The organism is Providencia sp. PROV122, assembly GCF_028482365.1.
GTDB lineage: Bacteria > Pseudomonadota > Gammaproteobacteria > Enterobacterales > Enterobacteriaceae > Providencia > Providencia stuartii.
Window position 1 is genome coordinate 103,342 of sequence record NZ_JAMPQI010000013.1, and the last position, 23,825, is coordinate 127,166.

Below are 23,825 nucleotides of genomic sequence, written 5' to 3' on the forward strand. Positions count from 1 at the left end.
GTTTTTTAAAAGAATTAATTATTGAGTTGTTCAATAATTTAGGCAACTTAATAATGTTATTCGAGGTTAGAGATGAAAGTATCTAGTCAAAGCATCCATAATGTTCAATCGCCCCCAATTAAAGCGAATAATTCTTCTATTGCCAGCTCTGCATCAAATGTTAGTAATACATCAAACCAACAACCTAAAATTGTCACAGCAGAGAAAACTGTACATGTAAAAGATGTTAAACAACTTAATACGAAAATTAAAAATAGTATTAAAAAAATTGTGAGCCAGCTAAAAACCGCTCAAAGCGGCGATGTTTTTAGTCGAAATGGTGTCAATATGAAAGATATTTCAACAACATTGTCTTCATTAAAAAATGAGATTAAATCTTACCAAACTAAATTAGATAGTTCTTCTTACAAACATCATACAAGTAAGAAAGAAACAATAACCAAGCTGAATAATTTAGTAAAAAGCACTGAAGGTAAAATTCATCTGGCGGAAAGTAAATTCCAATTTGAACGCCGACAAAACAATACTATTGGATTAGATAGCCAAGAAAAAATTAATGAAAGAATAACCCAAGAAGCTAGCAGATCAAAGTATGAATATTAATGTAACTTATTGATAGTCAATAATAGATAAAGAAGAGCTCCCGCTTATAGCCGGAGTTCTTCTGATTTATAAACTATAATGCGTTCAACAAATCACTTAGCCCTTTTTGTTCTTCCTTCTTCAAAAAGTTACCTAATGCCTCTTTTGCTTGTGTCTTTAATTCGTTACGTAGCAATTTTTCGACATTCAATTGATATTGCAGATTGCTCCATCCACCATAAATACGCAGTGGAATAGTCATCGCTTGTAACTGCTGGATAAAGCGAGAATCACCGCCCCAACCTTTAGTGATTTGTACGCCCAAGTTCACATCTAGGGTTTCGGCTGGTACATTTGCCCAACCTTGTCCGGTAATCGAGATGAGTGGAGACGTTGCATTCATTGAAGTAATATTGACGGTTCCTTTATTTAAACGACCATTAACGGTGAACAATTCAACTTCCGTATAATTTCCCGTATTGACCGGCGCATTAATTTTATTGGTCACCCGTGAAATAGATTGTTGGATCAATAACGGAATATTTAAGCCCGCTAAACGTGCATTTTGTAAACTGAAACTCACAGGACCTTGCCATAAATGTTTCACGGCATAATCATCATAACCAGGCCCCGATAAATCCGCATTGATAGTCACAATACCGCTCAATTTTTCGGGCATATTAAATGCCTTTAATAACGGCGTTAAATTAATATTTTGGATATTAGGCTTCGCCATGACTTGCGCGGGGATCGCAGCATAATTAATGGTCACAGGCAGTGAGAATAGTCCCCCAAACGCCTTCCCTTCTAACTGAGAAATGACTAATTGAGGCGCTTGATTTTGTGCTGCAAGTTTTACTGCGCTTACCTCCATTCCACGATAAATCAGATTATCGATATTGAGATCAATATTGGCAGTAAAGGATTTTAAATTCGATAAATCATATTTTTGGGTTTCTTTCCCAGAAATAACAGGTTTAACCCCCACTCGAGCAGGATTATCGGATTCATTCGCATTATGGGAGCCTGCATTTGTATGCGGTGTACCCAGTAATTTATCTAAATTTAAGCGATGAGAAGATAACTGAACACGAACATCAGGGATATTGCCTAATTGTGCTGCGATTTTACCGGTTAATTCACTTTCATTCGCCTTAATGACAATGTTATTTAAACTGGCTGTCGCAACATTCTCTTTAATGTAAGCAAAATCACTGGTGAATTGACCCGTTATGCCACCTTCAGGCAAATCAACACCTGTAAAGGTGTAATCAAATTGAGTTAATTGCCCACTAATTTGATGTGAAAGCTGGGAGAGATCAAGCTCTGCTCGCGCATCAAAGCGCAGCTCTTGCTGGTTTTTATTTAAATTACCGCTGAATTTAGCCGTAATTTTTCGCTCATCATTTTTCTTTAAGGAAAGGTTGATATTGCGTAAGTTGTACTCATCATTCTGAGTTTTCCAGATCACTAAACTATTTGATACTTCAACTTTTTCAATATCCAATAGCCATTGGCTCTTCTCCGTAGAGCTTGGTGTTTGCTTGTTACCTGCTGGCGCAATCGGTGAGTTAGCATCAGTTTGAGCTTCGCTTTCTGGTGTATGACGAATGACTGCACCGTCTAAAACAATTTGTTCAACAGATAAACGATGAGAAAGCAAAGGCCACAATTCTACGTCAAGGCGCATATTTTCAGCGCTCAAGACAGGTTGGCTTGCATTAGGTGCGGTGACCGAAACAGGTCCTGTAATAATGCTAAGGGTCGGCCAAACATGCCAACGCATATCGCCTTTAAAATCGAGCTGATAGCCGCTCTTTTTCTCGACTTGCTCCACAAGATACTGTCTAAAGTCGTTTGGATTCACTAACATGACCAACGCTGTTAGCCCAACTACAATCACGACTAGCAAGATGACCAGTGTCGTCAGAAATCGTTTCATTCTTCCCTCACTCAAGTTATGTCTGCTACGCCACACAAAAGGCTCACACTACACCTATCCCTGCACAATATGCGGAATTACCTCAAATTAAACATAAAGATAATTCCGCAATACTTCTCGTTATCAATCTTCACTGATACGACTACCGACCGCCCCTTGCTGATTTTTATATTTTGCATCTTGTCGGCTATTATAAGGACGATCTGCGCTGCCAGATAATGGCTCAAAACTTAAAGCGCCAATCACCATACCAGGGCGCAGGGCCAATGGGAGTTTACCTGAATTATAAAACTCTAACACAATTTGCCCACACCAACCGGGGTCGATTCGATGAGCAGTAACATGCACCATTAACCCCAATCGTGCTAACGATGAACGCCCATCTAACCACCCCACTAGGTTATCAGGCAGGGTAACAGACTCGAGAGTGACTGCAAGTGCTAATTCCCCTGGATGGAGGAAAAAAGGCTCATTGTCTTTGAGAATTATTTCATCACTCATGACACGGTCAAGCGCCGCATTAACTTCATCTTTCGGGCCACTTAGGTCAATAAAGGCTGCGGTATGCCCACGGAAAACGCGGAATTGGTTTCCTAGGCGCACATCCGCCGTTGCTCCATTGATCCGTTCAATAGGTGGACGTGGGCTAATGACTAATTTTCCCTCATCCATCCATTGAATAATATCGCGGTCACAAAGACGCATGATGGTATCCCCCCTTTCATTATTTTCCATCGCCAGACTGTCTAATGCTGTTTAGTCTTGGCAAAATTCGCCGATTTTCGCTTTTAAGATATCAATGGCAACGCGGTTTTTACCGCCACGAGGCACAATAATATCGGCATACTGTTTTGACGGTTCAATAAACTGTAAAAACATCGGACGAACGGTTCTATTATATTGTTCAATCACAGAATCCAGCGTTCTGCCTCTCTCATTTACATCACGTTTTATCCGTCGCATCAAGCAAATATCAAGCGGAGTATCGACAAAGATCGAAAAATCCATCTCTTCACGTAAACGTTTATCTGTTAGTAGCAAGATCCCTTCGATAATAATAACTTTTTTAGGTTTGAAGTGAATGCTGGTTTCTTTGCGTGTGTGAGCGACATAGTCGTATTGAGGAATTTCTACTGATTTACCGCTTTTGAGCGCTTTGAGGTGTTGATACAGCAAGCTGTGATCCATGGAATTTGGGTGGTCATAATTGACTTTTAACCGCTCTTCCATTGGTATATCTCTTTGATCTTTATAGTAGCAGTCTTCTGGTATAACACCGATATTATGATCACCAACCTTTTCCCGTAACTCTCGATATAACGTACTCGCGATAAGGCTTTTTCCGGATGCAGAAGCTCCTGATATACCAACAATGGTACAGTGATGCGCTATGTCAGTCATAAAATGATAACCTGGTTAAATAAATCTGAAATGAAATGCATGACTTCATATTGATGAAGTTATGGTTGCCGGAATTATAGGAGTTAATGGCGTGAGGTTCCAGCTTCACAAAGCAAACTCGCTAAAAAAACACTAAATAATAAGAAGAAATATCCATAAAAGGGGAATTCGATTGCGGTTAGATCCCTGTTATCGGCATGCCGTTATTTATCAACCTACAGCAGGCACAATTAAAACGTTTTACGCCCTTCTCCCTCTAAGATAGTTATTATCCGTTATTTTTCGCTCATCGTTTTTAAGGGAAGGTTGATGTTACGTAATATTATACTCATCATTCTGAGTTTTCCTGAGCGCTAAACTATTTGATACTTCAACTTTTTCAATACCATTGACTCTTCTCTATAGAGTTTGGTGTTTGTTACCCATTGGCGCAATCAGTGGGTTAACATCCATTTGAGTTTCACTTTCTGGCGTATGATGAACGACGGCATCGTTTAAAAACAATTTGTTCAATGGATAAACGATAGAGATAAGCGATAAGAAAGCAAAGGCCACAATTCTACGTCAAGACGCATATTTTCAACGTTCAAGACAGGTTGGCTTGCATTAAGAGCGGTGTTCGAAGCAAGTCCTGTCATCATACTAGGGGTCGACCAGACATGCCAACGCTGTTGGCCTAACTACAATCACGACTAGCAAGATGACCAGTGCCGTCAGAAATCATTTCATTTTTTATCTGCTACGCACCACAAAAACTCACACAATACTAATTTCTGCACAACAAAAATATATTCCTTTTTATTATAGTACGTTTATCCGTTTTATCCCTTTTATCAAACAAGTACCGACAAGATCGAAAAATCTCTCTCTTCATATAAACGTTTATCTGTCAGTAGCAAGACCCCTTCGATACCAACTTTGTTAGGTTTGAAGTAAATGCTGGTTTCTTTGTATGTATAAGCGACATAGTCGTATTGAAGAATTTCTACTGATTTACCGCTTTTGAGCGCTTGAGGTATTGATGCCGCAAGCTGTGATCCATGAAATTTGCGTGGTTATAATTGACTTTTAACCGCTCTTCCAATTGGTCTATCTCGTTAATCTTTATGTTCGAAGGCTAATAGCTCAATTGGGTCTCATCGTTACTCAACGTATCGTTTATAAAATGGCTACCAAACGCAAACACAGTGAAGTCTGGGCGGGTAATTTACCTTAAGAAAAGGCACTTGGTGCTGCCACAAAAAAACGCCCCAGAGAAAGAGGCGCATCAGATTATGGGTATGTAATCAATCACTGTGAAGATTATGCTTTTATAAATGATTGCACGGTGGTCACTGTCAGTCGGGTCAGTGCGGAGTAAAATGGACTATTTCCGTGCGTGTCCAGACGCTGCGAATAACGCGGTAGCCAACTCATCAGGTGCTGACTGAGCAGTGTATTAACCGCCACCTCTCGCATTTCAGATGCCAGTACCGCCGCCTGAAATAAAATCAGCCCGATGTGATCAGCGGGTTCCGGATACGGGGTATTTAGTTTTAGCCGCTCCTGTTTTAGAAAAGCGCTCAGCGCAAGAGTCGAATCCCCCTGCAACAATCCTTCCGCATCAAGATACACCGAGCCCCAAGGTGGCGCCGGTAACGTCCCAGGCCCGACGAACAGAGATTGCCATGCCGATTTCAGTACCTCCGCCCCCTCAGCGGCTGTGCGGCTCAGTTGCATGCAGAGTGTACTATCCACCTCACACGGCCACTGCTGGGCAAATCCCGGCAGGGTAAACAGACGCATCGCCATCCGGTTGCTGTCATCATCCGGCGGGAACAGATAGCAGATCCCCAGTACATTAAACGCGGCCGCATAGTGAGCTGTCTTATTCATTACATCTCCCTTCAGATATGAATATAATAGAACACATAACGCAACATAAATTCTGCCGCAATAGTCAGTAAACAGCCGGTGATAAACCCGCCGCAGACCGGTACGCCGTTATGTGCTTTTTTCTGCGCTCGAACAAGAGATATACAGCAGAGTGCCACACCAATTGTGGCTGCCGCTAGGACACCAATCCGCAGCTCGGCGATACTGTCATACGCATCAATCGGTGACAGCGGAAATGTAATGGATTTATGAGTCAACTGTGTGAGGGTCAGGTAATGCTCATAAAATGGCTGATACAGCAGACGACCAGCTAGGCTTACCGCCATCATCCCCCACAACAGCCACAGCTGTGATAATGACAATGTATCAGCGGGCAGTGCAATCCCAACTCTGTGTCCGGTTTTCTCAACTATCACCACCAGCAGAATAAACAGCACTGCACCAAGTGTCAGCGTCGTACCGTAAAACATCAGATAGGTATTGATATCATTCCAAGTCAGAATCGAGGTATAACGGTAAATCGATGCCATACAGAAGATATCGAACAGCCCGATCGCCATCGCTCCACCATATAACAGAAAAGAAAATTTGTCCGTCTTCCACAACCAGAGAAAACTGATACCCAATACGCCAACAAATGATGCGGTAACCACTACTTCACGGCTAAGCCAAGCACTGAATACGTTATTAATGGCATTCGGCGCATTGAGTGGCACGCCGAGGTGAGTAATTGATGCAACAGATCCCACACCCGCAATACCGCAGATAATAAAAATCGTCAGCATCATAAAACGCTTAAAGCTGTCTGTCGGGAGGCGATGGCTGAAATGCATGGCAAATACCCCACTCACAACGCACAGCCCCACCGCCGCATTCATCATGTAAGTGAAAATTAAAAGTGACCACTCATTCATTTTTCTTTTCTCTCACTGTTCATATCATCAAAGTTCGCGCCCCAGTGCGGGTTAATCACCAGATTCGGATGAGTTATTGACGGATCTGGTAGCCCAGTCACGTAATCAAGGTCGCCGTATTTCGCCCTCAGTTCGTCTATTGGGCCGAACTGAATCGCCCCGAGTGGACAGGCGCTAACGCATACTGGCTGTTCACCTTTTTGTTGAAGATCGATACAAAAATCGCATTTCGACATCTGCTTTGTTTCCGGATTCATCTGCGGCGCGCCGTACGGACACGACCACGCACAGGCACCACAGCCAACACATTTATCAGTATTGACCATCACAATGCCGTCACCTTCGCGTTTATGCATCGCAGTTGTTGGACAGTTGCGCACACAGATCGGGTCTTTACAGTGATTACAGGAAATAGAAAGCGTATAGGCGAACACGTTATTAATCAGTGCGCCGTTTTGATTGCGGCTATACCCGCCGCCGGTCATTTCATACACCCGACGGAAGCGGCGGCCGACATCAAGATTATTTTTGTCCTTGCACGCTACCTGACACGCTTTACAACCGGAGCAGCGGGCGGAATCAATATAAAAACCTAACTGTTTGCTGCTGACTGCCGGATAAACGATGAATTTGCTCATGCTTTTTCCACCTCAACCAATAATGTTTGGTGCGCATTGCCGTGGGCGAGCGCGGTACGGCGTGACGAGGTGAGCACGTTGGCACATCCGCCCTGATCAATGCCATTGTTGTCCGGCAGCCACCAAGCTCCGGCTTGTAATGCAACCACACCCGGCATAATGCGCTGTGTGATTTTTACTGGGATCATGGTGATACCGCGATCGTTATGTACTTTCACTTTTTCACCGTCACTGATACCGCGATCCGCCGCATCTAAAGGATTGATCCACAGCTCCTGCCGCTGCACTTCTTGCAACCACGGGTTAGCGAACTGCGTGGAGTTCGCGCGGTTGCGACCTTTCCAAGTGATCAGCTGTAACGGGTATTTCGCGGTAAGGCTATCTTCCGGTCCTTCGATGGCTGGAACATAATGAGATAGTGCGGGAATGTCCGGATTGTGCATGTCATACAGGCGTTTGGAGAAAATCTCGATTTTGCCGGACGGAGTCGGGAACGGGTTGTTCTCAAAATCCTGAATATTTTTTTCAAAAGCCACATTTTGGGTATGCGGACGATGAGTTAATAAATGACGGCGTTTTATCAGCAGCTCATCAAACGTCGGAATATTATCTTCTGGGCGCTTTTGTGCTGCATCATTGACGAGGAATTCTATCCAGTCACGATCTGTCTCATGCCCTTCGGTGAATGCATCACGAACCCCCAGTTTTTCCGCCACGTCGCACAGCCAGTCGTAATCGGTACGGCGTTCAAATTCCGGTTCAATTGCTTTTTCAGATAGGATCAGGTAATCGCCGTAACTCCAAGTGCCGCCGATATTCCAGCGTTCCAAAAAACTGGTTTCCGGCAGTAGCAAATCCGCATATTTCGCACTCGGGGTAAGATAGAGATCGCTACAGACAATAAATTCGACTTTCGATTCATCCTCCAGCACTTTTGCGGCATGGAGAATATCGGTATTTTGGTTGGTCAAATAGTTACCCGCCATTGAGAAAATCATTTTGATTTCGGTGTCGAGTTTGTCTGCATTTTTCAGTCCGTTATCCGGCGTGACCAGATTTTTGTCCTCACACGCCTGCACCCAGTTGGTGATGTTGATTTTGGCTTTTACTGGGTTATCAAACAGCTTTGGTCCGGCGATGGTTTTGCGCAGTTCCGGATTCAGTGCCATGCCGTAACCTGCCGCCCAGCCGCCGCGCACGCCGACATTACCAGTGATGGTTGCCAGCAGCGTTGCACCGCGCGCACTGCGTTCACCGCAGATATGACGCTGTGGTCCCCAGCCCTGCATCAGCACCGCCGGTTTGGTTGTGGCATATTCACGCGCCAGCTGACGGATAGTTTCCGCCGGAACTTTAGTGATTTTCTCTGCCCATTCTGGGGTTTTGGCTATGCCGTCTTTTTTACCCGTTAGATAGGCCACCAGTGATTCATTATCCGCTACACCTTCCGGCATCTGCTCTTCGCTGAAACCCAGCGTGTATTTATCAATAAACGCCTGATCATGTAGATTTTCTGTGACGATGACATACATCATCGCATCCATCATGGCGTTATCTGTCGTCGGTAGGATCGGGATCCACTGATCGGCTAATGAGGAGGCGGTATCGGAATAGCGCGGATCGACCACAATAAACCGAGTGCCGTTCTTTTTCATCTTCTGGAAATAGTGGTTACTGTGCCCGAAAATAGTTTCGTTCGGGTTATGCCCCCACAGGATCACCAGTGGGGTATTTTCTAGGGTATCAAGTGTGCTGCCGCTGGCGGCGGTGCCGTAGGTATACGGCGTGGCTGCCATGGTGTTACCGTTACTGACGGAATGGTAGTTTTCCAGAAACCCGCCCGTCAGATTAAACAGACGGCGCAGCATATTCGCACCGGAAAAAATCCCGCCGGTCACGCCTGTACTCAGGCTAACAAACCGTGACGCAGGGCCGTATTTGTCACTGATACGTTGCCATTCTGCGGCGATCAGGCTGGTTGCTTCTTGCCAGCTGATGCGCTCAAAACGCCCTTCACCGCGCTTACCGACCCGCTTCATCGGGTATTTCAGGCGGTCTGGGTGATAAATAAATTTCCGGTAACCACGTCCGCGCACACAAGCCCGCATGATCGGCATATCTTCATTCAGTTCCGCATCCGGTCGGGTACTGATGCGGATGGCTTTTCCGTCTTTGATATGTGCCCGGATATCACATTTCCCACCGCAGTCAAAACTGCTGCATGTCGGTACAATGCGAACCCCGTCATCCGTTTGATGAACAGGAATCTGTGTAGGATCGGACGGAACGGATGCAATACTTTCGGATGCCAGAAACGGCACCGCAGATAATACAGAACTGGCCTGTATGAAACGGCGTCGGCTTATTTCGCCGAGAGTGCCGGATTTTTCATTAACGTGACCGGATTGATGACTCATAATGGATTTACCCTGAGTGAGAAATACAGTGCGGCATTTAAAAATCAGGAAATAATAAATATTATTTAATTTCAAATGACCGGAAATAACATTACGCCACCGGCAATCGCTTAATAGCCGGTAATAATTAAAGTCTGTATAAACAGAATGGCGGCAGCAAAATAGTAATGGATTAATATATTGCCGCCATGCGAAAATCAGACAACGGCATTTGAATTCCGGCCTGATCCCTGCTCCTGTTAACTGAACGTTTTATATTTGTTGCCGTAAAAATACAGATATGGCACTCAGTTCTGTTATTGCCATAAAAGACCTGTTTTACGGTAACAGGATCTGATATAACACCCTCTAATTTTTCTTTCCGTTAGATAGGGAGCGCGGCCTTCATGAGAAATATTCCGTTAAAAAGCGTGGATAATATCGCGCGGGATGTCATTGCTCTCGGTACAGATTATTTGCCCGATACCCTACTGGAATACCACGCGCACCGTCGGGCACAATTTTTATATCCGGCCACCGGACTGATTGAAATCAGCACCGCAGACGGTGAATGGGTGATCCCACCTTCCTGCGGAGTGTGGATCCCAGAACAGGTCGCCCATGAAACTCGGATGCTGAATGTCAGCACACGCAGTTTGTATATCGAACCAGCAGCAAAGCCGCGCCACGCCGTCAGTTGTGAGGTGGTGAGTGTCTCTCCGCTGCTGCGTCAGTTACTGCTGGAAGCAGTGGACATCCCTGCGGAATATGATATTCAGGGGCGTGACGGGGTGCTGATGCAGCTGATTCTTTGCGAACTGGCACGTATGCCCCCACTGCCGTTTTTCGCCCCGATCCCGCGAGATGAAAAGCTCGGCCGCCTATGCCGTGAGTTTATGCGCAAACCGGTTATTACTTCGCAACCGGGGGAGTGGGCAGAACAGCTGCACAAAAGCGAGCGCTCCTTCAGCCGTTTCTTTCGTACCCAGACTGGCATGTCGTTTTCAGAATGGCGTCAGCAGGCATGCCTACTGAACTCGCTTTCCCATATTTTGTCCGGGAAATCGATTACCGAAGTGGCTTATGAGTTAGGTTACAACAGTGCAGGAGCATTCTCAATTATGTTTAAAAAACAGATGGGGCAATCCCCTTCTCATTTTAAAAATGACGATTCGGATATCCACCATTTTTAACTTGTTTTTTGACAAATACAAATTCAACCTTTGCCGATATTTTCCCCACGATTTTTTACAACTAAATAATAATGAGGATGCGCTCAATTTTAGCCGCAGACGGTTATTTAAGGTTTGTGCCATTGGGCGCGGTGGATGTTAGCGATATGTCTGTGTTATCAGGGAAACTTGTGCAGAACACTCTTCTGGTATAACCCCGATAACTAAAAAAACACTAAATATTAAGAAGAAATAGCCTGAAAGGAAAATTCAATTGCAATTAGATCCCTGCTGTAGGCATGCCGTTATTTATCAACCTACAGCAGACACAATTAAAATGTTTTACGCCCCTCTAAGGCAGCAATACGATTTTCAATCGAAGGATGGGTCGAAAACACGGAATCCCCCTTATTAAAAATATAGGCCGCACTACGATAAGCATCTCCAATACTCGAATGATCATAGTCTGTTTTCTCATGCTGACCGGAGATTTTTCGTAAGGCGCTGATCATTGCTTGGTTATCGGTTGTTAAATCAACGGCTGCCGCATCTGCCATATATTCGCGCGTTCGAGAAAGATAAAAATAGAGAATTTGCGTTATCCACGGCAGAATAAAATTAAGCGCTAATAAAACCACCTGTGCTTTATTGGATGCACTATTTCGGCTACGTCCTGCCGTACGAATAAAAATTTGGCTAACTATGTTTGTGATGGTCAAAATCACATTCGCCAAGATACCAACATACAGTGTCAATTTAGAATCGCCGTGAATAATATGGCCAACTTCATGTGCCATCACCGCCTGAATTTCATGGCGATTGAGCGTTTGTAATAAACCACGCGTAACACCTACTAACGCATTTTTAGCACTCCAACCCGCAGCAAAAGCATTTGGCTCGTCACTATCTAAAATATACAAACGCGGCACATAACGTAAAGTCGCACTTAAACTTAGCTCTTCTAATATATTATAAAGCTGCTTTTCTTCCGCGGTACTGGCATTTTCCGCAGTAATCTCTTTAGCATTCATACCCGCTAACATCATTTTGTGTCCGCGAAAATGAATATAAATTAATCCTAAAAAAGTAAGTCCTAAAATAATTAATGTAGCAACGGGAAAGCGTTTAAAGGTCGCAAATGCCAGCATATTTTCAAAAAAACCACCCCACTCATCAGGATGTGTCGCTGTATCCACTAATAATCCAACAATCAGTATAATGAAGATATAACTCACCACGACTAATCGTGTACGGATATTGTTTTTGCGTATGACGTTTCTAAAATCCATAACACTATACCCTGCCTAACTTTTCAGGGAGCATAAGGCCCCCTGATAAATACAATGGATTTGTTATCGTTAATCAAAGTTAATACGGCGGGACTCTTCACTTTTTATGGCTTCTTCATCAAGACGCCAATAATCTTTATCAATTTTTAAACTCGGAATGAGGTTAACGATAAAAACGGCTGGCATTGAGGCAATATAGGCTTTATACGCTTCCAATGCTCGGTTATAACCGCGTTTGGCAAATGACAGTTTATTTTCAGAGGAGACGATCTCCTCTTGCAAATTAGCCATGATGGCATCAGATTTCAGCTCAGGATACGCTTCTACTGCAACATTAATCGCACCACTAGAGACCATTTTAGACAAGGCATCTTCCGCTTCTTTCGCCTGAGCCCCTGTTGCTGTTTTCGCCTGAGTTCTTAATTCAGTAATTTTACTGAAAACTTCTGACTCATGGCTTAAATATTTTTTGACCGTTGCTAGTAAACTATCAAATACTTTTCCACGGCGGTCTAATTGTACCGAAATCTCAGTTTCACTCGATATAACAGCCTCACGCATTGCCACAATTCGGTTATAAAAGTAGATAACAATCAATACTAATACGACAATCAAAATTAAAAATTTCATAATCACCTTTTAGGCATCCGCCATAGGAAAAAAATGCAATATCAAAGCCCTAACGAGTAAGCATTAATAAAAAACAGATAATAAACATTCTACGCTATCATAATGAAATAGAGAAATACGCAAATAACAAATAAGAAAAGTTGGAAAGGGATTGGTCGATAAGGCGTATGGTTAGTAGATTGAAATATAAGGGGCTATCCCAGAAAACTGAAATAGCCCCTTCAAATAGAGACCGATATTAAACTGCTCGGAATGAGATCTCGGTCGGGATTTTTTCCCCTTCCCAATACATCAATGAAGAGATATTTGAGGCAATTTCACGGTAGATATCCGCAAATTCCCCTTCAGGATCACGCATCACAGTAGGTTGACCACGATCCAAATCTTCACGTAGAGAAATATGTAAAGGAATTTGCCCTAACAATTGCGTGTTATATTTCTCAGCGAGTCTCTCTGCGCCGCCTGTGCCAAAAATAGGTTCCACATGACCACAATTGCTACAGATATGTGCACTCATATTTTCGACGATACCAAGAACGGGTACATTGACTTTTTTGAACATCACAATCCCTTTCATTGCGTCCACCAGCGCAATATCTTGCGGCGTAGTGACAACAACAGCACCTGTAACAGGAATGTTTTGTGACAGTGTCAATTGGATATCCCCCGTTCCCGGTGGCATATCGATAACCAAATAATCTAAATCAGGCCATAAGGTATCTTGTAGCATCTGCATTAGCGCCTTACTTGCCATTGGCCCGCGCCACACCATTGCATTATCATCGGTGACTAAGTATCCAATAGAGTTTGTCGCAAGACCGTAGGCCATAATCGGAGCCATGTGCTGACCATCTGGTGAAGTTGGTCGCTCCATGGTGGTTCCCAACATATTTGGGATCGATGGGCCATAGATATCCGCATCAAGAATACCGACTTTCGCCCCTTCTTGGGCAAGTGCCAACGCTAAGTTGACAGAGGTACTGGATTTACCGACCCCACCTTTACCGGAACTGACGGCCAAAATGTTACGAACACCGTTAATACCCGGCAAATCATTTGCCCGTTTTAACGTGGTAATATCGTGACGCAATTTCCACTCAACCGCATGAGCGCCAGTCGCTTGTTTCAGTTCCGCCGTTTTTTCGCTGATCAGAGTCTGAAAAGGCCCCTTCCATACGAATGGCATAACTAGTTCAACATGCAACACATTATCCAACATTGCACAGTGATGTAATGCTTTGATAGAAATCAGATTACGCTTCAGTGTTGGGTGTGTAAATGAAGCCAAAACGGTGGAGACTTTTTCAGTCAGCAGTTCTGGATTGTTCTGCTCGGGGGATTTATCGTTCATCCCGGCTCCTTTATTTTATATTTTTAACACTATCGTTCTTTCACTGCTATTTATCATAACAGAGAACCATCAAAATAGTGACCGCCTTACTAACGAAAAGCCACTAAGAGTAAAAAATTCCTTTTTCACATAAATTACGGATTAATATTTTATTACCCTAGCCGCGAAACAATTGATCGGTTAACATCAAAGTCCCTTTTCAATAATGGAAGTAAGAAAGTTACTATGTCTCAAGTCGCGAATAAACTACTGGTAACCTGTGCGTTACCCTATGCTAACGGTTCAATCCATCTCGGTCATATTCTGGAACATATTCAGGCTGATATTTGGGTCCGTTATCAGCGAATGCGCGGCAAAGAAGTTCACTTTATCTGTGCGGACGATGCGCACGGCACACCAATCATGCTGAAGGCTCAGCAATTAGGTGTTTCTCCTGAAGATATGATTGCAGCAGTGAACAAAGAGCATCAGGACGATTTTGCTGGTTTTGCGATTAGCTACGATAACTATCACTCAACACACAGTGAAGAAAACAAACAGTTATCCGAGCTCATTTATAACAAGCTTAAAAACAACGGTTTTATCAAAAATCGCACTATTTCACAGCTTTACGATCCTGAAAAAGGCATGTTCTTACCCGATCGCTTTGTAAAAGGTACTTGCCCAACCTGTAAAGCAGAAGATCAATATGGCGATAACTGTGAGGTTTGTGGTGCGACCTATAGCCCAACAGAGCTGATTAACCCACGTTCCGTAGTTTCTGGTGCGACACCAGAGATGCGTGATACTGAGCACTTCTTCTTCGACCTGCCTGCATTTAGTGACATGCTACAAGCGTGGACTCGTTCAGGTGCCCTGCAAGAGCAAGTCGCCAACAAAATGCAAGAGTGGTTCGAATCAGGCTTACAGCAGTGGGATATTACCCGTGATGCGCCTTATTTTGGTTTTGAAATTCCAGATGCACCGGGTAAATACTTCTATGTGTGGCTAGACGCGCCAATTGGTTATATGGGGTCATTTAAAAACCTATGTGACAAACGTGGCAATATCAATTTTGACGAATTTTGGAATAAAGATTCAAAGACCGACCTCTACCATTTTATCGGTAAAGATATTGTGTATTTCCACAGCTTATTCTGGCCTGCAATGCTTGAAGGCAGTGGTTATCGTAAGCCAACTAACCTATTTGTTCATGGCTATGTGACTGTTAACGGCGCCAAAATGTCTAAGTCTCGTGGTACCTTTATCACAGCGCGTTCTTATCTGGATCACCTAGATGCCGACTGCCTACGCTACTACTATGCCGCGAAACTTTCATCGCGCATTGATGATATCGACTTGAACTTAGAAGACTTTGTTCAACGCGTTAACAGCGATATCGTCAATAAAGTGGTTAACCTAGCATCACGTAATGCGGGCTTTATTGCAAAACGCTTTGGCGGGAAATTGTCCGATAACATCGCAGACCCAGCGCTCTATCAACAATTTATTGACGCGGCACAAATTATTGGTGACGCCTATACAAGTCGTGAATATGGTAAAGCGGTGCGCGAAATAATGGCTCTCGCCGATCTAGCTAACCGTTATGTCGACGAAAAAGCCCCTTGGGTTGTCGCTAAACAAGAAGGTAAAGATCAAGAGCTTCAAGATATCTGTTCAATGGGCATCAATTTATTCCGTGTCTTGATGACTTACTTGAAACCTATTTTACCAGGGCTGGCAAAACGTGCAGAGGCTTTCCTCAATATCGAGCTTACATGGGATTCTATCACCACGCCGTTAACTCACCACGATGTTGCGCCATTTAAGGCGCTATTTACGCGTATTGAAATGGCGAAAGTCGAAGCTATGGTGGAAGCCTCTAAAGAGAGCATTAAGCCAGCTAAGGTGTTAACAGGTCCACTGGCCGATGATCCAATCCAAGAGACGATTACCTTTGATGACTTTGCCAAGATCGATCTACGCATCGCGCTTATCAAACAAGCCGACTTTGTTGAAGGCTCTGACAAGCTATTAAAACTGCAATTGGATATTGGCGGTGAAACTCGCCAAGTGTTCTCTGGTATTCGCAGTGCGTACCCTGATCCAAAAGTATTAGAAGGTCGACTGACCGTGATGGTGGCAAACTTGGCACCACGTAAAATGCGTTTTGGTCTGTCTGAAGGTATGGTGATGGCCGCAGGCCCTGGTGGTAAAGATATTTACCTGCTAAGCCCAGACAGCGGTGCTCAACCGGGTATGCAAGTAAAATAAAATAACGGTTCCCAAACAGGAAAGAGTTAATTATTAAGCGAAAAGCGGGGAATGATGAATTCTCCGCTTTTTTTATGCAGTTTTAACTGTGATCTATAGCACAATTATAAAGTTAATTGTATGATGAATACACTTAGCATAATAGGACGAGTCTCATGTCATTAAAATATGTGCTGATAACCGGATGGCAGTATTTGCGCGCTTTTGCGCTGCTTTATCTCTGTCTGATCGTTGGGAACCTGTTATCAACACTGCTTCCATTTACTGTTCCCGGTAGCATCATCGGTATGCTAATACTGTTTATGTTGCTAGCTCTGCAAATTATCCCAGCCCACTGGGCGCAACCTGGTTGTTCCATTCTTCTCAAAAATATGACCTTGCTGTTTGTACCAATAGGTATCGGCATCATGAATTATTATGGTCAATTAAGTCAGCAACTGGTTCCTATTCTCGTTTCTTGTTTTATTAGCACGCTAATCGTCATGGTCGTGGTGGCTTTTAGCTCCCACTATATCCATAAAGAGCGCCAAATTGTTGGGGTTAAACCTGATGAAGTTCCCCTCCCGCCTGAAGACACTATCAGCGTGACTAGCGATACTGAACAAAATAAGGGGAATGACAAATGCTAGAACATATCTGGTGGTCGTTACCACTAACAATTATTGTGTTTTATATTGCGAGAAAATTGTCAGTAAAATTAAAACTGCCTTTATTGAATCCATTGTTAGTCGCAATCGCCATCATTGTTCCATTACTGATTTTCACCAATACGCCTTATGAACACTATTTTGCGGGAAGTAAGATCTTAAATGACTTATTGCAACCTGCTGTTGTTGCATTAGCTTTCCCTCTATACGAGCAGATGCACCAAATTCGAGCGCAATGGAAGTCATTATTGAGTATCTGTTTAGCAGGTAGCCTAGTTGCTATGTTTACAGGTACTGCAATTGCTTTATGGCTCGGCGCAACACCGGATATCGCCGCCTCTGTCTTACCGAAATCCGTCACAACGCCGATTGCCATGGCGGTTGCTGATTCCATTGGTGGGATCCCTGCTATTAGCGCCGCCTGTGTCATTTTTGTCGGGATACTAGGAGCCATGTTTGGTCACGCCTTATTTGATGCATTGCGCATTCGCACTCACGCCTCACGAGGGCTAGCAATGGGAACCGCTTCTCATGCGCTCGGTACAGCTCGATGTGCTGAAATCAACTATATTGAAGGCGCATATAGCTCTTTAGCCTTAATGACCTGCGGGGTGATTACCTCACTGCTCGCCCCCTTTGTCTTCCCTGTTATTCTTCATCTTTTCGGCTAGACTCAAAACCAATAGAGGCTTATTTGCCTCTTTTGGTTTTTACCGCGTCAAAAATTTGAGATACATCTCTCAATTATAAGATGAGTTTCATTTATTTCATTTGAAAAGTGATATTAATCACATATGGTTTGGTGATTTATTACATAGAATGTAAATAAGTGATTAGGGAGGTATCTCATGCATTCAAGATTTAAGTCCGCTTGGTCTCAACTTCCAGAAAAGTTGCAAACCGCACTCAAACCCATTATTGATACGCCAGACTTTCAAGGGATGCTGAGTGCTGAACAAGTTAATCAGCTTAAAGCTGATTGTGGTTATAGTGATAGTGAATTGGCATTTTTATTATTGCCCTTCGCAGCCGCTTACGCCGTCACACCAATTTCCCACTTTAATGTCGGTGCGATTGCTCAAGGCATCAGTGGCAACCTCTATTTCGGTGCTAACATGGAATTTAGCCATGTCGCTATCGCACAAACCATCCATGCGGAACAGTGTGCCGTCACCCATGCATGGATGAAAGGTGAAAAACAGCTCACTTCCATCACCGTAAACCACACACCTTGTGGCCACTGCCGCCAGTTTATGAATGAATTACGCGGTGGCGGTAAAATCGCAATCCGTTTACCTGAGCGCCAGCCTGCAACATTACATGACTATTTACCCGATTCGTTTGGACCGGCTGATTTAGCAATCACAACGCTGTTAATGGATAGTGTTGATCACGGCTATAGCACACCAAGCCGTAATCGCTTGTTATGTGCTGCTATCGAAGCGGCAAACCAGTCTCATGCCCCTTATAGCCAATCTCACTCAGGCATTGCGCTACAGCTAAAAGATGGCTCATTATTCACGGGTCGCTATGCTGAAAACGCAGCATTTAACCCAAGCTTACCTCCTCTACAAGCCGCGTTGATTATGGTAAACATGGCAGGTAAAGACCTACACGCTATTGAGCAAGCGGTACTTGTTGAAAAACAAGATGCTATCGTTAAACAGTGGTGTATCACTGAAAATACCTTGCAGGCACTAGGCTGCCAACAAAAAGAGTTAATTTATCTTAATTAATCGTTTTATCGCTGATTGCCGCCAGAGAGTATGGCGGCAATTTGTTATATAGCCCTTCTCTACTTTTTAGTGTACTGCCCAATTCGACTTAAAGATTATCAATTGATTTATACGATCTTTTAATATTTCTATAAAACCATTCTTATCAAAAATATTAATACTCACAAAGCTCGCTGCGATTAAAATAAAAAATTCGTAAGATAAAGAATAATATTTATCGCTTAGAAAAGGTTAACTCTATAATTTTTCTTATGTATATTTAACACATTGCTCTAATTGAAAACATCTTACTTAACCTACACTTTGCTTCCCTACAATCGAGATAGATAGGCCATCCCTTCCATTTGACAAAAAGTAAGGGCTAAAAAGACCATTCCAGTGCAATTTCTTTCCATGGTGAAAAAATCGATTATATTATTTATCATATAGATAATGCTATTTAACAAATATTTTAACTCTTTGTATCAATAATCACTGTACATATTTTCTGTTTACCTTAGGATCTACATCGACTGTTGTTTTTTAATCGTCCAAAGAGTGATTTTTCATGGAACATGAATACGAAACAAAACGCCCTCTGTACATTCCCTATGCAGGCCCTATCCTGCTTGAATTTCCTTTGCTAAATAAAGGTAGTGCTTTTAGCGAAGAAGAACGTGCTAGCTTTAACCTATATGGTCTCCTACCTGAACAGGTAGAAACTATTGAAGAACAAGTTGAGCGTGCTTATCGCCAGTTAATCGATTTCAAAACCGATATCGACAAACATATCTACCTAAGAAATATCCAAGATACCAACGAAACCCTGTTTTACCGCCTGATTGATGCTCATTTGACTGAAGTGATGCCCATCATTTATACGCCAACAGTCGGTGAAGCATGTGAGCATTTCTCTGATATTTACCGCCGTGCTCGTGGCTTATTCATCTCTTATCCAAACCGTGAATATATTGATGATATGCTACAAAATGCGACCAAACAAAATGTTAAAGTGATCGTTGTCACTGATGGCGAACGTATTTTAGGTTTGGGTGACCAAGGTATCGGCGGTATGGGGATCCCAATCGGTAAGCTTTCACTGTACACCGCTTGTGGTGGTATAAGCCCAGCCTATACCCTGCCGATTGTTATTGATGTCGGCACTAATAATCCACAACGTTTAAATGACCCATTGTATATGGGATGGCGTCATCCACGTATTACAGGCGAAGAATATGACCAATTTATCGATGAGTTTATTCAAGCGGTAAAACGTCGTTGGCCTAATGTACTGCTGCAATTTGAAGATTTTGCGCAAAAAAATGCGATGCCATTACTCAACCGTTACCGTGATGAGTTGTGCTGCTTTAACGATGATATTCAAGGCACTGCTGCTGTCACTTTAGGTAGTTTGATTGCCGCTAGCCATGCTGCGGGGAGTAAACTCAGTGATCAACGTGTCGCCTTCTTAGGCGCTGGCTCTGCTGGTTGCGGAATTGCAGAGCAAATCATCGCACAAATGAAATCAGAAGGGTTAAGCGATGAACAAGCGCGTTCACGCATTTACATGGTCGACCGTTTTGGTTTATTAACCGATAAACTGCCTAACCTCCTCGATTTCCAAAGTAAGCTAACGCAAAGCAGCAACAACCTAAGTGATTGGGATGTAAACAGTGATTCAATCTCTTTACTGGATGTTGTACGTAATGCAAAACCTACTATTCTAATTGGGGTTTCAGGTCAAGCAGGCCTATTCACAGAAGAGATCATCAAAGAGATGCATAAACACTGTGAACGCCCAATTGTCATGCCATTATCTAACCCAACATCACGGGTTGAGGCTCGCCCAGAAGATATTATTAACTGGACCGATGGTAAAGCACTGGTGGCAACAGGTAGCCCGTTCTCACCTGTAAATTACAAGGATAAAGTCTATCCTATCGCTCAATGCAATAACTCCTATATCTTCCCTGGTATTGGTTTAGGTGTAATTGCTTCAGGTGCAAAACGTGTCACTGAAACAATGTTAATGGCAGCAAGCCGTGCATTAGCCGAATGTTCACCACTTGCTAAAGAAGGGGAAGGCCCACTATTACCACTTCTATCTGATATCCAACAAGTTTCACGTATTATTGCAAAACAAGTCGCCAAAGAGGCACAGGTGCAAGGTGTTGCAACCGTAACGTCTGATAATGCATTGGATGAAGCCATTGAACGTAACTTCTGGAAACCAGAGTATCGTACTTATAAACGTACTTCTTTTTAGTTGTAATTAAGGACGTTACCCTTATATTACAGGCAAAGCCCTAACCTTTTGGTTAGGGCTTTAATCAATTAGAGTCTAAAAAACTTTTTTCATCTATATCAATTGAAAACCAGCCTCTCAATGAATCCTCTTATCAAGGCCATTTCATACCGAAAATGAAGACTGCTATCGATTTTGAACTTACTCAACTGCCACTGCATATCTTTTATGCCAATAGCTAATGAAAACTGCCTAATTGTGGTCACTTAAACTGACTTATTCAAAAACAAAACCCCATGAGGATAATAACATGGGGTTTTAATCTGATAGCACCTTAACGGCCTTTTTCAGCTTTCTCTTTTTCAATCATGATTAGACTGAAAATAAGCGAACATATTATATAATCTTGATGTATTATCAGCGTTTGCTGACATATTCGCTATTAATAGTGCCCTTGCATTGATGCTGCTCCAAATATTGCGATTATTGAAGACAAGAAGAAGAACATAATAAATGTGACAACAATGCTTATAATGAAACAAAATAACCCAGCTCTGTTCCATGTCTCTTGTACCTTCATAAAGGTTTCAACAGAGTCATAATCGCCATTTTTCCAAGCCCATTCATTGCCTTTAATACCACAAACAAATATCCAGACTATATTCAATAAAGGAATTAATGTGAGTAATGGCAAATAAGATTTATTACCAATACCCCAATAGATATTAAAAATAAATGCCCCCCAATTCCAGCGTTTGATTTCATTTGGAACACTTTTGTTTTCGTAAGACATCGATATCTCCCTATCTTAAAAAGATAATTATTTATTTTTTGATAAACATTAAAAAGCAACCACGCATGGTAATAAAAAATTTGGATTAAGTGAAATACTATTATGTTAAAATTGCCGAAATGATCACTTTTATTTCAACATTAGGAATATACTTAAAAGGTAATACTCTTAATATGGAATAATTTTATTTCCTAACACTGGTCATAACTAAAAGCACTGAGAACAGCACATTATGCTTTGGATAACGTCAATCCTCATTCAATTATATTAAAATTAACGAAAATATATTACTATATTATAATATTTCAACTATAGTGGTCGTCTTGTAGAGTAATAATATGGCAGAGCAGCAAAATCCTTTCTCAATAAAATCAAAAGCTCGCTTCTCTTTGGGCGCGATAGCGCTGACTCTGACTCTAGTCTTACTGAATATTGCTGTCTATTTCTATCAAATCGTCTTTGCATCCCCCCTTGATTCTCGTGAAAGTAATCTTATTTTGTTTGGAGCGAATATTTATCAGCTTTCATTAACGGGTGATTGGTGGCGCTATCCAATCAGTATGATGCTACATTCTAATGGCACGCACCTTGCCTTCAATTGCTTAGCATTGTTTGTGATAGGTATCGGCTGTGAACGTGCCTACGGCAAATTCAAATTATTAGCTATTTATATTATCTCAGGCATCGGCGCGGCCTTATTTAGTGCATATTGGCAATATTACGAAATATCAAATAGCGACCTTTGGACTGATAGTACTGTATACATTACTATCGGTGTTGGGGCTTCTGGCGCGATTATGGGAATTGCAGCAGCCTCAGTGATATATTTAATCAAAGTGGTTATCAATAAACCCAATCCTCATCCCGTAATACAGCGTAGACAAAAATACCAACTCTATAATCTGATTGCCATGATTGCATTAACGTTAATTAATGGATTGCAGTCCGGCGTTGATAATGCAGCACATATTGGTGGTGCTATCATCGGCGCCTTAATCAGCATCGCTTATATACTTGTTCCCCATAAGTTACGTGTTGCTAATCTCTGTATTACGGTCATTGCAGCAAGTTTGCTTACGATGATGATCTACCTCTATTCATTTTCTACAAATAAGCACTTACTAGAGGAGCGTGAGTTTATTTATCAGGAAGTCTATACAGAGCTTGCTGATGCCAACCAATAATCTTGAGAAGGGTCAGTTTATCACCTTAAGTGTCATCATAATGGCACTGCATAAGATCAGCAGCAATGTCAGATATTGAAAGGTACGCTCTGATAGTTTGAGCAGCAAATATTTTGCGAGTGGCATAATCAGTAATGCACCAATACATAAGGTTAACGCCAATGTTAAATCGGTGTGTCCATCTTGCGCATAAGCGCATGCAGAAGAGCCGGATAAGACAGTAGTCACCACAATAGAAGTTCCAATCGCTTGCTTAATGTTTAATTGCATATAACGTAATAGCATGGGTAAAACCACCACCCCACCTCCAACCCCCGTCGCACCAAGCACGACCCCAGCTATCACAGCAGGAAAAAACATTCCCCCAATTTGATGTTGTTTCAGGGTCGTTTTTTGTATCGGTGTGGCAAAAAACATACGGTGAATAAATAAGTACAGCGAAAAAATAATAGCGGCAGCAACAAGTAGATTGATCCCCCGCTCAACTTGTTGGGTATATTCAGGCAGACTCCCCAACCAAGTAACAAGGAGGCTTGATAGAAATGTGCTAGGTAGCATGATAGCAAGCACAATTAATGCCCCTTTAAGGGGAATATTCCCTAAACGAAAATGCATATATGACGATGACACTTTCATCAACATCGAAAGAAAATTAGCCGTCGCCACAGCAGCCAGCGCATTAAGACCAAAAAAATAGCTCAATATTGGCAAAACAATAACTCCGCCCCCGACCCCCGTTGTACTAATAACCAAACCAATCAATGCACCGATAACTAACTCAGTAAAAATCATTCTGCC

20 protein-coding genes are annotated in these 23,825 nt (G+C 42.7%); 8 read left to right on the forward strand and 12 right to left on the reverse strand.

What is annotated here, in order from left to right:
• Positions 1-72 precede the first annotated feature (72 nt).
• Positions 73-603: a hypothetical protein gene (locus PSE69_RS11300; protein ID WP_104873357.1), complete on the forward strand. Its 531-nt coding sequence runs from the start codon at positions 73-75 to the stop codon at positions 601-603.
• A 73-nt stretch (positions 604-676) separates the two neighbouring features.
• On the opposite strand, the gene asmA is transcribed toward PSE69_RS11300, so the two are convergent.
• From asmA to PSE69_RS11335, 7 genes are all read right to left on the reverse strand, one after another.
• Positions 677-2,524, reverse strand: coding sequence for an outer membrane assembly protein AsmA (gene asmA / locus PSE69_RS11305; protein WP_121874783.1), 1,848 nt, complete (start codon positions 2,522-2,524; stop codon positions 677-679).
• Positions 2,525-2,647: 123 nt separating this feature from the next.
• A complete protein-coding gene (gene dcd, locus PSE69_RS11310; RefSeq protein WP_014657808.1) occupies positions 2,648-3,229 on the reverse strand; it encodes a dCTP deaminase in 582 nt (193 codons plus the stop codon).
• A 51-nt stretch (positions 3,230-3,280) separates the two neighbouring features.
• Positions 3,281-3,925, reverse strand: coding sequence for a uridine kinase (gene udk, locus PSE69_RS11315; RefSeq protein WP_004917981.1), 645 nt, complete (start codon positions 3,923-3,925; stop codon positions 3,281-3,283).
• A gap of 1,302 nt (positions 3,926-5,227) precedes the next feature.
• Complete coding sequence (gene dmsD / locus PSE69_RS11320; protein WP_060560682.1) at positions 5,228-5,800, reverse strand: Tat proofreading chaperone DmsD; 573 nt, start codon at positions 5,798-5,800, stop codon at positions 5,228-5,230.
• A gap of 11 nt (positions 5,801-5,811) precedes the next feature.
• Positions 5,812-6,714 carry a dimethyl sulfoxide reductase anchor subunit family protein gene (locus PSE69_RS11325; RefSeq protein ID WP_121874782.1) on the reverse strand — a complete coding sequence of 301 codons (903 nt, stop codon included), beginning with the start codon at positions 6,712-6,714 and terminating at the stop codon, positions 5,812-5,814.
• Complete coding sequence (locus PSE69_RS11330; protein WP_121874781.1) at positions 6,711-7,352, reverse strand: DMSO/selenate family reductase complex B subunit; 642 nt, start codon at positions 7,350-7,352, stop codon at positions 6,711-6,713. The genes PSE69_RS11325 and PSE69_RS11330 overlap by 4 nt, the downstream gene beginning before the upstream one ends.
• The gene (locus PSE69_RS11335) at positions 7,349-9,769 is read right to left on the reverse strand and encodes a DMSO/selenate family reductase complex A subunit (protein WP_014657803.1); all 2,421 of its coding nucleotides are present in this window, start codon (positions 9,767-9,769) and stop codon (positions 7,349-7,351) included. The genes PSE69_RS11330 and PSE69_RS11335 overlap by 4 nt, the downstream gene beginning before the upstream one ends.
• Before the next feature lie 386 nt (positions 9,770-10,155).
• Between PSE69_RS11335 and PSE69_RS11340 the strand changes: the two genes are divergently transcribed.
• Positions 10,156-10,941 (forward strand): AraC family transcriptional regulator, encoded by a 786-nt coding sequence (locus tag PSE69_RS11340; RefSeq protein ID WP_004917951.1) that lies wholly within the window; start codon positions 10,156-10,158, stop codon positions 10,939-10,941.
• Positions 10,942-11,252: 311 nt separating this feature from the next.
• Here the strand turns inward: PSE69_RS11340 and htpX are convergent, their stop codons facing one another.
• The 3 genes from htpX to apbC form a co-directional block, all read right to left on the reverse strand.
• Positions 11,253-12,209: a zinc metalloprotease HtpX gene (gene htpX / locus PSE69_RS11345; RefSeq protein ID WP_272675238.1), complete on the reverse strand. Its 957-nt coding sequence runs from the start codon at positions 12,207-12,209 to the stop codon at positions 11,253-11,255.
• 69 nt (positions 12,210-12,278) lie between these two features.
• Positions 12,279-12,839, reverse strand: coding sequence for a LemA family protein (locus PSE69_RS11350; RefSeq protein WP_004917948.1), 561 nt, complete (start codon positions 12,837-12,839; stop codon positions 12,279-12,281).
• A 238-nt stretch (positions 12,840-13,077) separates the two neighbouring features.
• Positions 13,078-14,190, reverse strand: a complete 1,113-nt coding sequence (gene apbC / locus PSE69_RS11355) for an iron-sulfur cluster carrier protein ApbC (RefSeq protein ID WP_004917946.1) — start codon at positions 14,188-14,190, stop codon at positions 13,078-13,080.
• A 225-nt stretch (positions 14,191-14,415) separates the two neighbouring features.
• Here apbC and metG point away from each other — a divergent pair, with 225 nt between their 5' ends.
• The 5 genes from metG (at position 14,416) to PSE69_RS11380 (ending at position 21,071) form a co-directional block, all read left to right on the forward strand.
• Positions 14,416-16,443, forward strand: a complete 2,028-nt coding sequence (gene metG, locus PSE69_RS11360) for a methionine--tRNA ligase (RefSeq protein WP_004917944.1) — start codon at positions 14,416-14,418, stop codon at positions 16,441-16,443.
• 155 nt (positions 16,444-16,598) lie between these two features.
• A complete protein-coding gene (locus PSE69_RS11365) occupies positions 16,599-17,072 on the forward strand; it encodes a CidA/LrgA family protein (RefSeq protein ID WP_014657800.1) in 474 nt (157 codons plus the stop codon).
• On the forward strand, positions 17,066-17,761 hold the full coding sequence (locus tag PSE69_RS11370) for a CidB/LrgB family autolysis modulator (RefSeq protein WP_004917940.1): 696 nt from the start codon (positions 17,066-17,068) through the stop codon (positions 17,759-17,761). Before PSE69_RS11365 ends, PSE69_RS11370 begins: the two co-directional genes overlap by 7 nt.
• Positions 17,762-17,938: 177 nt before the next feature.
• The gene (gene cdd, locus PSE69_RS11375) at positions 17,939-18,826 is read left to right on the forward strand and encodes a cytidine deaminase (protein WP_004917936.1); all 888 of its coding nucleotides are present in this window, start codon (positions 17,939-17,941) and stop codon (positions 18,824-18,826) included.
• A 547-nt stretch (positions 18,827-19,373) separates the two neighbouring features.
• Positions 19,374-21,071, forward strand: a complete 1,698-nt coding sequence (locus PSE69_RS11380) for an NAD-dependent malic enzyme (protein WP_004917935.1) — start codon at positions 19,374-19,376, stop codon at positions 21,069-21,071.
• Between the two features lie 421 nt (positions 21,072-21,492).
• Here PSE69_RS11380 and PSE69_RS11385 read toward each other — a convergent pair whose 3' ends face one another.
• Complete coding sequence (locus tag PSE69_RS11385; RefSeq protein WP_004917933.1) at positions 21,493-21,843, reverse strand: hypothetical protein; 351 nt, start codon at positions 21,841-21,843, stop codon at positions 21,493-21,495.
• A 338-nt stretch (positions 21,844-22,181) separates the two neighbouring features.
• Here PSE69_RS11385 and PSE69_RS11390 point away from each other — a divergent pair, with 338 nt between their 5' ends.
• Positions 22,182-23,027 (forward strand): rhomboid family intramembrane serine protease, encoded by an 846-nt coding sequence (locus PSE69_RS11390; RefSeq protein ID WP_004917931.1) that lies wholly within the window; start codon positions 22,182-22,184, stop codon positions 23,025-23,027.
• A 12-nt stretch (positions 23,028-23,039) separates the two neighbouring features.
• Here PSE69_RS11390 and PSE69_RS11395 read toward each other — a convergent pair whose 3' ends face one another.
• Positions 23,040-23,819 carry a sulfite exporter TauE/SafE family protein gene (locus PSE69_RS11395; RefSeq protein WP_053110317.1) on the reverse strand — a complete coding sequence of 260 codons (780 nt, stop codon included), beginning with the start codon at positions 23,817-23,819 and terminating at the stop codon, positions 23,040-23,042.
• Between the last annotated feature and the right edge of the window lie 6 nt (positions 23,820-23,825).